The organism is Rhodococcus sp. HM1, assembly GCF_023218075.1.
GTDB lineage: Bacteria > Actinomycetota > Actinomycetes > Mycobacteriales > Mycobacteriaceae > Rhodococcus.
On sequence record NZ_JALPTB010000007.1, the window covers coordinates 72,471 to 85,104 of the forward strand.

Annotated in this window: 12 protein-coding genes; 2 read left to right on the plus strand and 10 right to left on the minus strand. The window is 69.8% G+C overall.

The window, feature by feature from the left end:
- Positions 1–9 precede the first annotated feature (9 nt).
- The 5 genes from M1M07_RS06205 to M1M07_RS06225 form a co-directional block, all read right to left on the minus strand.
- On the minus strand, positions 10–648 hold the full coding sequence (locus tag M1M07_RS06205) for a CPBP family intramembrane glutamic endopeptidase (RefSeq protein WP_248673583.1): 639 nt from the start codon (positions 646–648) through the stop codon (positions 10–12).
- The gene (locus M1M07_RS06210; RefSeq protein WP_197253374.1) at positions 645–2,417 is read right to left on the minus strand and encodes an alpha/beta-hydrolase family protein; all 1,773 of its coding nucleotides are present in this window, start codon (positions 2,415–2,417) and stop codon (positions 645–647) included. The genes M1M07_RS06205 and M1M07_RS06210 overlap by 4 nt, the downstream gene beginning before the upstream one ends.
- Before the next feature lie 2 nt (positions 2,418–2,419).
- Positions 2,420–4,699: a phosphoribosylformylglycinamidine synthase subunit PurL gene (purL, locus tag M1M07_RS06215; protein ID WP_248673584.1), complete on the minus strand. Its 2,280-nt coding sequence runs from the start codon at positions 4,697–4,699 to the stop codon at positions 2,420–2,422.
- Positions 4,700–4,764: 65 nt separating this feature from the next.
- Positions 4,765–5,391 (minus strand): Uma2 family endonuclease, encoded by a 627-nt coding sequence (locus tag M1M07_RS06220; protein WP_248673585.1) that lies wholly within the window; start codon positions 5,389–5,391, stop codon positions 4,765–4,767.
- Between the two features lie 70 nt (positions 5,392–5,461).
- Positions 5,462–6,142, minus strand: a complete 681-nt coding sequence (locus tag M1M07_RS06225; RefSeq protein ID WP_197253379.1) for a metalloregulator ArsR/SmtB family transcription factor — start codon at positions 6,140–6,142, stop codon at positions 5,462–5,464.
- Between the two features lie 98 nt (positions 6,143–6,240).
- Between M1M07_RS06225 and M1M07_RS06230 the strand changes: the two genes are divergently transcribed.
- Entirely contained in the window at positions 6,241–6,663 is a 423-nt protein-coding gene (locus M1M07_RS06230) for a DoxX family membrane protein (RefSeq protein ID WP_197253380.1), read from the plus strand.
- Positions 6,664–6,688: 25 nt separating this feature from the next.
- On the opposite strand, the gene M1M07_RS06235 is transcribed toward M1M07_RS06230, so the two are convergent.
- The 5 genes from M1M07_RS06235 to purS form a co-directional block, all read right to left on the minus strand.
- Positions 6,689–7,999 (minus strand): M18 family aminopeptidase, encoded by a 1,311-nt coding sequence (locus M1M07_RS06235; protein WP_197253382.1) that lies wholly within the window; start codon positions 7,997–7,999, stop codon positions 6,689–6,691.
- A 106-nt stretch (positions 8,000–8,105) separates the two neighbouring features.
- The gene (locus M1M07_RS06240; protein ID WP_197253384.1) at positions 8,106–8,456 is read right to left on the minus strand and encodes a VOC family protein; all 351 of its coding nucleotides are present in this window, start codon (positions 8,454–8,456) and stop codon (positions 8,106–8,108) included.
- A gap of 255 nt (positions 8,457–8,711) precedes the next feature.
- Positions 8,712–9,140, minus strand: coding sequence for a nuclear transport factor 2 family protein (locus M1M07_RS06245; RefSeq protein WP_197253385.1), 429 nt, complete (start codon positions 9,138–9,140; stop codon positions 8,712–8,714).
- 132 nt (positions 9,141–9,272) lie between these two features.
- The gene (gene purQ / locus M1M07_RS06250) at positions 9,273–9,947 is read right to left on the minus strand and encodes a phosphoribosylformylglycinamidine synthase subunit PurQ (protein ID WP_197253387.1); all 675 of its coding nucleotides are present in this window, start codon (positions 9,945–9,947) and stop codon (positions 9,273–9,275) included.
- Entirely contained in the window at positions 9,944–10,189 is a 246-nt protein-coding gene (gene purS / locus M1M07_RS06255) for a phosphoribosylformylglycinamidine synthase subunit PurS (RefSeq protein ID WP_072809682.1), read from the minus strand. Before purS ends, purQ begins: the two co-directional genes overlap by 4 nt.
- Positions 10,190–10,347: 158 nt before the next feature.
- Between purS and M1M07_RS06260 the strand changes: the two genes are divergently transcribed.
- On the plus strand, positions 10,348–12,585 hold the full coding sequence (locus M1M07_RS06260) for a cation-translocating P-type ATPase (RefSeq protein ID WP_248673586.1): 2,238 nt from the start codon (positions 10,348–10,350) through the stop codon (positions 12,583–12,585).
- Positions 12,586–12,634 lie beyond the last annotated feature (49 nt).

The following is a 12,634-nucleotide window of genomic DNA, read 5'->3' on the forward strand; positions in this document are numbered from 1 at the left end:
GTAGGCAGCCTAGGACACGCGCAGGCGGCGCCGGGTCCCCATCAGACGTGCCGCGGCCGCTCCCCCGGTGTTGATCGCCAGGTGCGCGAGGGCGGGCGCGAGGACGCTGCCGCTGCGCCGGCGCAACCAGTCGAAACCGAGCGCGGCCAGGCCGGTCACCGCGACCGTCCCGACGACGCTGTCCCCCGCGATCATCGCCGGCCGCACGTGCCACAACCCGAACGCGGTGGCGTGCACCGCGGGGCTCACCAGCGGTGTCAGGACCCCGCGGAACAGCAGTTCCTCCGCGAGCACGGTCCCCACCGGGATGTGCAACGTGATCCAGGTCCAGAAGTCGTCGCGGCCGGCTCCGGCCGAGTCCGCGATCCGGTCGCGTACCACGGGTACGGTCAGGGCGAGCACGTAGCCACCGAGGACCGCCGCCGCGACCGCACCGCCCCAGCGCAATCCGGACGGGACGCGGGCGGGGTCGAGCCCCAGCTCGGTGCGGTTCATGCCCGACGCGCGGGCGGCGACCACCGCGCACACGCCCACCCCTGCCGACGCCCACGTGCGCCCGTGCGCGCCGAGCGGTGCCGACGGCAGGGTCGCGCTCCACACGACCGCTCCCGCCGCGACAGCCGGTCCCACGAGGCCGAAGCGGGTCACTTCTCCGGCCCCTGGGTGCCGGCGAGCGCCTCGAGCGCGAACCGCACCCGTTCGGTGTCGGTGGAGGTCCAGCCCTCCGGCTGGGTCACCGCGACCCATCCGTCGAGCACCTCGGTGCCGTAGTTGTGGCCGTGTCCGTCGGGTACGCCGGCCGCGTTCGTCAGATCCGCCGAAACCTGCCAGAACGTGACGATCGGGAACCAGCGCATCTGCGGCAGCCGGTCCGGCCCGGGGGGTTCGGACAGCCAGTCGGGCCGTGTGAACAGCAGGTCGGTCGACCACCACACCACCGGGTCGGACGCGTGCTGGATGTACAGCACGCGCGGGTTCAACCACGGGCTGGGCGGGTTGTCGAGGTCTTCCGCGTCGTCGGTGAACCGCACGACCATGCCGTCGGCGTACACCGGCTGCACCTCGGGCGTGCCGGGGTCGCGGCGATCGACGAGCTGATGCCACAGCCGGTTGGCGTTGGGCGGCCCCACCCACAGCACCCCGTCCACGGTCTCGCGGATGTCGGCGAGGGTGTCGAAAGCCCCCTCCCCCGACTGGGTTCCGAGGCTCTCCCCGTAGACGTACAGCTCGGGTCGCCGGTCGGGCGGCTGGGCGAGCCAGCGTTCGTGGACACGGTCGACGAGGATCCGGCCGGCTTCGGCGGCCTTGTCCCGGTCGGCGAGGAACGAGATCCAGCTGGGCAGGAACGAGTACTGCCACGCGACCATCGCGAGATCGCCGTTGTGGACCAATTCCATGGCCTGCGCGGCGGTGGGGTTCACCCAGCCCGTACCGGTCGTCGGGATGATCACCAGCACCTTGCGGTCGAAGGCTCCGGTGCGTTCGAGTTCGTCGATCACCAGGTCCGCGCGTTTCTCGACGGTGTCGGCGGTGCCGAGCCCGACGTACACGCGGATGGGTTCCTTCGCGGGGGTGCCGTTGACGGCTTCGAGTTCGCCGGCGTGGAGTCCGCGGGAGACGAAGTTGCGCCCCTCGAAACCGAGGGTGTCCCACGGGGCCAGCGATTCGGGACTGCCGGACTTCTCCGGGTTCATCGGCTGGACGGCACCGGGCCGGGTCTCGGCGTCCTGGATGCTGAACGCGGAGTTGACGATCGCGTACGTCCCCCGGATCAGGACGCCGTCGATGAGCATGGCCGTCACCAGCACGACCACGAGCACGCCGAGGGTGCGCGCGAGACCGGCCGGAAGGTGACGCCGGATCAGTTGCCACGCAATCCATCTGCCGATGTCGCGCAGACCGCGCCAGAGGGCCACGAGCAGGCCGGAGACCGCGAGCGCCAGCGCCAGGGTGCGCAGGTAGCCGCTGGTCGTCGTGCCCTCCGCGCCCATCAGCGCCGCGAGCTGACGCTGCTGGACCGCCGAGAACACCAACGCCATCAGAGACGCGACGATCGCGGCGACCGGCACCGCGACCTTGATCGCCCGCAGCACGGGGATCGGCGGCGGCCACCAACGCGCCCACGACAACACGAACCGGTAGACGGCCCAGCCCACCGCACATCCGACGCCGTAGCCGATCGCCGCATTGATACCGCCGATGAGACCCTGGAACAACCAGTCGCGCGGCAGCAGCGACGGCGACAGCGACCAGCAGAAGAACAACGCCGCGAAGGCGATACCGGTGAAATCCAGGCTCAGCCACCCCCACACCCGCGCGGTGAGGGGGTGACGGTCACCGAAATCGGTGACCGCGGCGATGACCCGGCCCTGGCGAGCCTCGATCAACGCCAACCGATCGACCTGGGTACTGGCCATGGCTACCCGAACAAAGCGGGAAGAGTGCCCTCGTAGACCTCTCGCAGCTCGGCCAGGGTCACCGCGAACCGACCCTGCACCTCCACGGAATCCGAACCCTCGTCGACGACACCGATCCGCACCCACGGCAGGTCGCGCGCCGAGCACATCCCCGTGAAGCGGGACTCCTCGGTGCGCGGCACCGCGACCAGCACCCGGCCGGCGGATTCGGAGAACAGCGTGACGAACGGGTCCGCGTCCTCGGGAAGCAGGATCCGGCAACCGGTCTCACCGGCGAGCGCCGCTTCGACGACCGCCTGGGCGAGGCCGCCCTCGGACAGGTCGTGGGCCGCCGAGATCAGGCCGTCGCGCGAACCGGCGACGAGGATCTCCGCGATGAGCCGCTCGCGCTCGAGGTCCACCTTCGGGGGCACACCACCGAGGTGGTTGTGCTCGACCTGCGCCCAGATCGATCCGTCGAACTCGTCGCGGGTCTCGCCGAGCAGGATGAGCGTCTCGCCGGGCTCGAGGCCCAGGCCGGTCGGGATACGACGATGCACGTCGTCGATGACGCCGAGCACCGCGACGACCGGGGTCGGCAGGATCGCGGTCGAGCCGGTCTGGTTGTAGAAGCTGACGTTGCCGCCGGTCACCGGGATGCCGAGCTGGGCGCATCCGTCGGCGAGGCCGCGCACCGCCTGCTGGAACTGCCACATCACGGCCGGATCCTCCGGCGAACCGAAGTTGAGGCAGTTGGACACGGCCTTGGGGGTCGCGCCCGTGGTGGCGACGTTGCGGTACGCCTCGGCGAGCGCGAGCTGCGCGCCCGCGTACGGGTCGAGCTGGGTGTAGCGGCCCGACGCGTCGGTCGCCAGGGCGATACCGCGGCCGGTCTCCTCGTCGATGCGGACCACACCGGCGTCGGCGTTCTCCGCCAGCACGGTGTTGCCGCGCACGTAGCGGTCGTACTGCTCGGTGATCCACTTGCGGCTGCACAGCGCCGGCGACGCGAGCATCTTCAGCAGCGTGGCCTTCAGTTCGTCGGCCGTCTCCGGGCGCTTCAGGCCGGCGGTGGTGTCGGCGATCAGCGCGTCCTGCGAGTCCGGACGCTGCACGGGACGCTCGTAGACCGGGCCCTCGTGTGCGACGGTGCGCGGCGGCACGTCCACGACGGTCTCGCCGTGCCAGGTGATAACCAGGCGGTCGCCGTCGGTGACCTCACCGATGTCGGTCGCCAGCACGTCCCACTTCTTGCAGACCGCCATGAACGCCTCGACGTTCTCGGGCGCGACGACCGCGCACATGCGTTCCTGCGACTCGGAGGACAGCACCTCGGCGGGGGTCATGCCCTTCGCACGGGTCGGGACCCGGTCGAGGTGGATGCGCATGCCGCCGTCACCGGCGGCGGCGAGCTCGGAGGTCGCGCAGGACAGGCCGGCGCCGCCGAGGTCCTGAATGCCGACGACCAGCTTCTCGCGGTACAGGTCGAGGCAGCACTCGATGAGCACCTTCTCGGTGAACGGGTCGCCGACCTGCACGCTCGGCAGCTTCTTCGGGCGGCCGCCTGCACTGTCGTCGAACGTCTCGGACGCGAGGACGGAGACGCCGCCGATGCCGTCGAGGCCGGTGCGGGCACCGAACAGGATGATGCGGTTGCCGGTGCCGGACGCGAACGCCAGGTGCAGGTCCTCGACGCGCATCGCGCCCGCGCACAGCGCGTTGACCAGCGGGTTGCCCTGGTAGGAGGCGTCGAACACGGTCTCGCCGCCGACGTTCGGAAGGCCGAGGGAGTTGCCGTAGCCACCGACACCGCGCACCACGCCGTCGACGACGCGGCGGGTGTCGGGATGGTCCGCGGCACCGAAACGCAACTGGTCCATGACCGCGATCGGGCGCGCACCCATCGCCATGATGTCGCGGACGATGCCGCCGACACCGGTGGCCGCGCCCTGGTAGGGCTCGATGTACGAGGGGTGGTTGTGCGACTCGACCTTGAAGGTCACCGCCCAGCCGTCGCCGATGTCGACGACACCGGCGTTCTCGCCGATGCCGGCCAGCATCGAGGAACGCATCTCGTCGGTGGTGGTCTCCCCGAAGTAGCGCAGGTGGACCTTCGACGACTTGTAGGAGCAGTGCTCGGACCACATCACGGAGTACATCGCCAGTTCGGCGTCCGTGGGACGGCGGCCCAGGATCTCCTTGATGCGGGCGTACTCGTCGTCCTTCAGACCCAGCTCGGCGTACGGCTGAGCAAGATCGGAAGTCTCGGCGGCGTGGGTGACGGTATCCACCTGCGGTGACACTGGGCGTCGGGTCCCTTCACTCTGGGATCGAAACGGCAGGCCGGGCGCGCACTGCCGCGGCCAGTCTATCGGGGGGGACCGTCATCGGGTGCCACCGGTGCGTCGGCGGACACGCCCCGGGTGTTCGCCCGCATGAGGGTGAGCGCTTCCAGGTCCACGCTCACGTCACGACCGGCCACGGGCAGCGTCATCGTTCCCGCCTGTTCGCCGTCGAATCGGTACCACCCGTTTTCGAGGGTGAACGCCGCGAGCACGGCCGGTTCGGTGAGATCGACGATCCAGTACTGCGGAATCCCGCTCTCCGCGTATTCGGAGAACTTCGTGACCCGGTCGGTCCGTCCGCTTCCGGCGGTCGTCACCTCGACCACGAGCCGCACATCGGCGGCGGTCGCACGGTCCGGATCGGCCTCGACGAGGGCCCGGTCGACGACGATCACGTCCGGGCAGCGGACCGTCGGCGGCTCGCCGGGGAGCAGCACCTCGACGTCACCGAGGACGCACAGCTCGTCGGGGAGTTGCTCGGCGAGCGCGTCGACCAGTGCGAACGTGACGTGCTGGTGCAGGTACCCGGGGTGCGGGGACACGACGAGGACCCCTTCGGAGAGCTCGAGCCGGTAGCGCTCGTACTCGGGCAGGGCCGCCCACTCGTCGACCGTCAGCAGATGGTCGGGGAACGACGGACCGCTCATCATCGATCACCACCGTTCGTCCTCGGCGGGAAGGTGCACTCAGTCTCGCATCGCGGACGGCTCCACGTGGGCCTTAGGCGGGGTCGATCCGGTCGGACGGCACCAATCGGACGCAGCAGAAACCCGGCGCGGGATCCAGGCACGCGCGCAGCGTGCGGTCGCCCAGGCCCTCGAGCAGCGCCGTGAGCAGGTCGAGGTTCATGCCGCACACCAGGTCGGTGTGCCCGTCGACCAGCGCATGGAACGGGCAGTTGCCGAGGCGGATGGCGCCCCCGTCGTCGAGCGGTTCGAATCCGTGATCCGCGAGGACCTCGGCCGTCCGCTCGCCGGCGGCGTCCTCCCCGATCCGCCGGCCGAGTTCGGCCGCGCGCCGCGACAGGATCGCGCGCGGCGATTCGCCGGTGCGGTCGGACTCGTCGACCGCATCCGCCAGCAACCGGCCCGCCAATTCGTAGCGCCGCGCGGGCAGGGTTACGTCGATCTGCCGGGCGGCCCGGCGATACAACTTCGCGGGGCGTCCGGCTCCCGGCCCGGTGCGCCCGCTCCGGCGGGCGAACTCGACCTCGAGCAACCCCTCTTCGACGAGCCGGTCGAGATGGAAGGCTGCGGTCGTGCGGGCGATACCCAGGGCGGCGGCGACCTCGTCGCGTCCCACCGGTTCGCGACGGCTCACGACGTAGTCGTAGAGCCGGCTCCGGGCGGGTTCGCCGAGTGCCGCGAGGGCGGCGATCCCCGATTGCTGCGCGCGATCCATCCCTCGATTGTAAAACCGATTTTCGTTGACCAAATGTCGCCGCCGATTCTAAAATCAGTGCAGATAGTTTTTAGAACTCGGACAGAGGGAGACCCGTCATGTCCACCACCTCATCCCCCACCGCCATCACCGCGCGCACAGACCTCCACGACCCCGGCTACCAGGCGTTTCTGGCACTGCGCACGGTCTTCACCGTCGCCCCGATCCTGTTCGGGCTCGACAAGTTCACCAACCTGCTGACCGACTGGCCCGGCTACCTGGCCACGTGGATCGACGACATCCTCCCCGGCACCGCGCAGCAGGCCATGTACCTCGTCGGTGTCATCGAGATCGCGGCCGGCATCCTCGTCGCCGTCGCACCCCGGATCGGAGCCTGGGTCGTCGCCGCATGGCTCGCCGGGATCATCGTCAACCTGCTGACCTACTCCGGCTACTACGACATCGCGCTGCGCGATTTCGGTCTGCTCGTCGGAGCCGTGGCACTCGCACGACTCGCGGTCGCGTACCACCGCCGGACGTGAGCCCGATCCGGCCGGACCGGATCGGTCAGGCCGCCGGTGTCAGGAAGGCGGTCAGAGCGTCCGCGTAGGAGCCGACATCGGCGGCGCCCATCAGCTCGCGGGCCGAGTGCATCGCGAGCTGCGGGGCGCCCACGTCGACCGTGGTCAGCCCGGTGCGCGACGCGGTGATCGGCCCGATCGTCGAACCGCACGGCAGGTCGGCGCGGTGCACGTAGCGTTGCAGCGGCACCCCGGCCTGGTCGCAGGCCAGGGCGAACGCCGCGGCGCCGGCCGCATCCGTCGCGTACCGCAGGTTCTGGTTGACCTTGAGGACCGGTCCGCCGTTCACCTCGATCCGATGCGACGGCTCGTGCCGCTCCGCATAGTTCGGGTGCGTCGCGTGCGCCATGTCCCCGGAGGCGACGATCGACCCGGCCAGGGTGCGCAGGAACTCCTCGCGACCTCCGCCGCGCGCGAGCACGATCCGCTCGAGCACCGAGTTCAACAGGTCGGAGAACGCCCCGCGGTCCGACATGCTGCCGACCTCCTCGTGGTCGAACAGCACGAGCATCGGGGACGGGCCCGGGTTCCGGACGACGTGCTCGGCCGCGGCGAGCAGCGCGTGCACGCCCGCGTAGCAGGTGCCCTGGTTGTCCAGGCGCGGTGCGCTGACCAGATCGCCGTCCACCCCGACCAGCGAACTCGGCGCCAGGTCGTGGGTCATGAGTTCCCAGCCGAGCACCGCGTCCGCGGCCACCCCGGCCCGGTCGGCGAGATAGCCGATGAACGACCGCGGTTCGGTACCCACGCCCCACACGGCGTTCACGTGGCGTTGCGGGTCGAGCTGCACGCCCTTGCGGTCTTCCGACAGGTGGATCGCGAGCTGCGGAACCCGCAGGATCGGGTCGTCGACGTGCACGAGCACGTCCGAGGCGGTCGCGCCGTTGCGCACCGTCAGGCGGCCGGAGACACCGAGGTCGCGGTCCAGCCACGAGTTCAGCCACGCCCCGCCGTACGGTTCGAGGCCGACGGTCCGCCAGCCGGCCGACACCAGGTCCGGATGCTGCTTGACCCGAAGGTTGGGGCTGTCGGTGTGCCCGCCGACGATCCGGAACGGCCGGGTCGTGCCGGACGCGTCCGTCGCGCCCTCCCCCTCGGTGGTCCACGCGATGAGCGAGCCACCGCGGATCACGTAGTACCGCCCGGGCTCGGTCGGCCAGGGCTGCGTCTCGGCCAGTTCGTCGAAGTCGGCGTCGGCGAGCATGGCCGCGACGGTCGCGCACACGTGGAACGGTGACGGTGACAGGTCGACGAAATTGCACAGCCCCTGGGCGTCGGCGCGTGTGAGAGAAGACATTCCTGCATCCTCGCACCACCGCGAGGAATCCACACCAGGTGAAGCTGCCGCTTCCGGTGTTGCGTTGTGGCGCCTGGGACCGCCACAACGCAACACCGGCAAATAGTCAGTGACCGGAGGCGACGCAGAAGTGGTTGCCGTCCGGGTCGGTCAGCGTCACCCAGCGGAACGCGCCCATGTCCTCGCGGTGCACCTCGGTCGCACCGGCGGCCACGAGCCGCGCGACCTCGTCGTCGAGGTTCTCGGTGCCGAGGTCGAGGTGGACGCGGTTCTTGCCCGGCGTGGGGTCGGCGACCTTCTGGAAGCCGAGCCGCTGCGGCGAGTCCGGCAGGGCGACGATGTAGAAGAATCCACCGTTGTCCTGGTCGATGCGCCCGCCCGTCTGCTCGGCCCACCAGGTGGCGAGCGGTCCGGGATCGGTGCTGTCGAATGTGATCATGCCGATGCTGAGTGCCATGCAGTGAAGCTAACGCTTCCCGTGTGCCTTTGTGGCGCCTGGGACCGCCACAAGGAAACACCACAAAGATGCGTATTCCTACTCAGGAAACTGGTGGGTGAAGCGGGCAGAATGATCATCGATACCGCGCCTTGGGGGAGGATTCCGGTATCGATCCGGGACCCGATCGGGGGGTCGGCTCCCGGACACTCGGGACGAGGGGCTTTGCCGCTGATCGGGACAGCGACGGAGCCCCTCGTCCTTGTCTCGGGATCTCTAGTTCTGCCGAGCCGGCGGGTTGACGAACCAGAGGTTCTCCTCGACCAGGTGCTCGCTCTTCCAGCCGTCGGCGGTGCGTACGACGCGATGGTGGTAGTTGCCGCCGCAGAACGACAGCGCGTCCATTCCGGGCAGTTGCATGGGGTTGTAGAACATCGCGGTCACGTCGGCGCGGTCGCCGTCGAGGCTGATCTGGATGTTGCTGATGAAGTGCTGCGTCATGGGCACCGCGTCGAGCGCGCGGGACAGGATCGCGACGACCTCGTCACGTGAGCCCGGCGGATATCCGACGGAGCTGTAGTCGAGGTGCGCGTCGTCGGTGAAGACCGAGGCGAGCGCCTTCCAGTCCTTGGTGTCGACGGACCGCGCGTAGCGGTAGAGAAGCTCCTTGATTTCGAGCTTGTCGTGAACGGCCTGAACATCCATCACGCGAGAATAAGACATCCACTTCAGGAGAGGAACATTTCCACCGGCGTTCACCGCCGCCGAAACGAGCGATGGGTGCCTCCCCGTCGTCGAACGACGGAGAGGCACCCATCGCCGGGGTACCGGATTCGGTCAGGCGGAGACGACCGCGTCCAGAACGCTGTAGAACATGCCGAGACCGTCGTCGCTGGGGCCGGTGAGCGGCTCGGTCGCGTGCTCGGGGTGCGGCATCAGGCCGACGACGCGACCGTTCGCCGACGCGATGCCGGCGATTCCGCGCTGCGAGCCGTTCGGGTTGTCGCCGGCGTACCGGAACACGACGCGACCCTCGCCCTCGAGTTCGTCGAGCACTTCCTGCGACGCCTGGTAGCGGCCTTCCCCGGACTTGAGGGGAACGAGGATCTCGGCCCCGGCCTCGTAGCGGGAGGTCCATGCGGTCGAGTTCGACTCGACCTTGAGCCACTGGTCGCGGCAGATGAAGTGCAGGCCCTCGTTGCGGGTGAGCGCGCCGGGCAGCAGGCCCGCCTCGCACAGCACCTGGAAGCCGTTGCAGATACCCAGCACCGGCATGCCGCCCTTGGCCGCCTCGACGACCTTGCCCATCACGGGCGCGAAGCGCGCGATCGCGCCGCAACGCAGGTAGTCGCCGTAGGAGAAGCCGCCGGGCACGATGACCGCGTCGACACCCTTGAGGTCGGCGTCGCCGTGCCACAGGCTCACGGCCTCACCGCCGGCGAGCTTGACCGCGCGGGCCGCGTCGACGTCGTCGAGCGTGCCCGGGAAGGTGATGACTCCGATGCGGCTCATGCTTCACCGTCGATCCGGCGCACCGTCCAGTCCTCGATCACGGTGTTGGCGAGCAGACCCTCCGCGATCTTCTCGAGCTCGGCGTCGTCGACGCTGCCGTCGATCTCGAGCTCGAAGCGCTTCCCCTGGCGGACATCGGATACGCCCGGGAAGCCCAGCCGCGACAGCGCCCCGACAATGGCCTGGCCCTGGGGGTCGAGAATCTCGGCCTTGGGCATGACTTCGACGACGACACGAGCCACGTGCTGCTCCTCGGTAGTAGTGCTGGCGCCCGGGGACGGACACCGGACGAACAGCAGTTTACCGGGAGGGCCTCGAACACCGGGCACCGGTCGACGCACTTCACAGATATACCCCCAGGGGGTATAAAGGAGGAGTGTCCACACAAAAGGAGGAGCCGATGACCACCGGCGACACCCTGCACGAGGTCGAGCTTTCGATCGGCGGCATGACGTGCGCCTCGTGCGCCGCCCGCATCGAGAAGAAGCTCAACCGGATGGACGGCGTCACCGCGACCGTCAACTACGCGACCGAAACCGCGAAGGTCAGCTACACCGGAGAGGTCGCCCCGGAGGACCTCGTCGCGACCGTCGAAGCCACCGGTTACAGCGCGACGTTGTCCCCTCCCCCGACGCCTGCCGGGACCGAGCCGGCCCCGGAAACCGCCGAGCCCGACGAGGCGGCGGCATGGCGGCAGCGGCTGATCGTGTCCGCGACCCTCACCGTCCCGGTCGTGCTGCTGTCGATGATTCCGGCGCTGCAGTTCGACAACTGGCAGTGGATCGCCCTGACGCTCGCCTCCCCGGTCGTGGTGTGGGGTGCGCTGCCGTTCCATCGCGCCGCATGGACCAACCTTCGTCACGGCGCGGCCACGATGGACACCCTCATCTCGGTCGGTGTGATCGCCGCATACCTGTGGTCGCTGTGGGCCCTGCTGTTCACCCACGCCGGCATGCCCGGCATGCGGATGGCGTTCGATCTGTTCCCCTCCGGCGACGGCGACACGCACATCTATCTGGAGGTCGCGGCGGCGGTCACGACGTTCATCCTCGCCGGCCGGTACTTCGAGGCCCGCGCCAAGCGGCAGTCCGGCGCGGCGCTGCGGGCCCTGCTGGACATGGGCGCCAAGGACGTCGCCGTGCTGCGGAACGGCACCGAGACACGCATCCCGATCGGGCAGCTCGCAGTCGGCGACGTGTTCGTGGTGCGGCCCGGCGAAAAGGTCGCGACCGACGGTGTCGTCACCTCCGGCACCTCGGCGGTCGACGCCTCGATGCTCACGGGTGAATCCGTCCCGGTGGAGGTCGGTCCCGGCGACAGCGTCGTCGGCGCGACCGTCAACGCCGGTGGACGGCTCGAGGTCCGCGCGACCCGGGTCGGCGCGGACACCCAGCTCGCGCAGATGGCGCGGCTGGTCACCGAGGCACAGAACGGCAAGGCCGAGGTGCAGCGTCTCGCCGACCGGGTGTCGGCGGTGTTCGTCCCGATCGTGATCGGACTGTCCCTGCTCACCCTCGTCGGCTGGCTCCTGTTCACCGACGATCCCGTCTCCTCGGCCTTCACCGCAGCCGTCGCCGTGCTGATCATCGCGTGCCCGTGCGCGCTCGGCCTGGCCACGCCCACCGCGCTGCTCGTCGGCACCGGACGCGGCGCCCAGCTCGGCATCCTCATCAAGGGACCGCAGATCCTCGAATCGACGCGCCGCGTCGACACGGTCGTGCTCGACAAGACCGGGACCGTGACGAGCGGTCGCATGAGCGTCGACTCGGTGCACGTGGCCGACGGCGAATCCGAAACGGAGACACTGCATCTCGCCGGATCGCTCGAGCACGCGTCGGAGCACCCGATCGCGCGGGCCGTCGCGGAACGCGCCGGGACCCTCTCCGACGTCGAGAGCTTCGAGAACCACGGGGGCCGAGGCGTTTCCGGGGTCGTCGACGGCCACGCGGTGCTGGCCGGGCGGCTGTCCTGGCTGCGCGACGAATGGTCGCTGACGGCACCGGAGTCGCTGCGCCTGGCCGCCGACGAGGCCGAGACCGCGGGACGCACCCCGGTGTGGGTCGCGTGGGACGGGACGATCCGTGCCGTGGTGGTCGTCTCCGACACGATCAAGGAGACCTCGGCGGACGCGATCGCCGAACTGCGGGCGCTGGGTCTGCATCCGGTGCTGCTCACCGGCGACAACCATCGCGCCGCCGAGTCGGTCGCCGCGCAGGTCGGCATCGACGACGTGATCGCGGAGGTTCTGCCGGGCGACAAGGTCGCCGTCGTCGAGCGGCTGCAGCGGGAGGGCCGGGTCGTCGCGATGGTCGGCGACGGCGTCAACGACGCGGCGGCGCTCGCGCAGGCGGACCTGGGCCTGGCCATGGGTACCGGTACCGACGTCGCGATCGAGGCATCCGATCTGACGCTGGTGCGCGGCGACCTCACGTCGGCGCCCGACGCGATCCGGCTCGCCCGCGCCACCCTGGGCACCATCAAGGGAAATCTGTTCTGGGCGTTCGCCTACAACGTGGCGGCGTTGCCGCTGGCCGCGCTCGGGCTGCTGAATCCGCTGATCGCGGGAGCGGCGATGGCGTTCAGCTCGGTGTTCGTGGTGAGCAACAGCCTGCGGTTGCGCCGCTTCTCACCACGCTAGGCAGCGTTCGAAGGTTCGATCGCTGACGAGGCGGCAGAAGTAAGACACG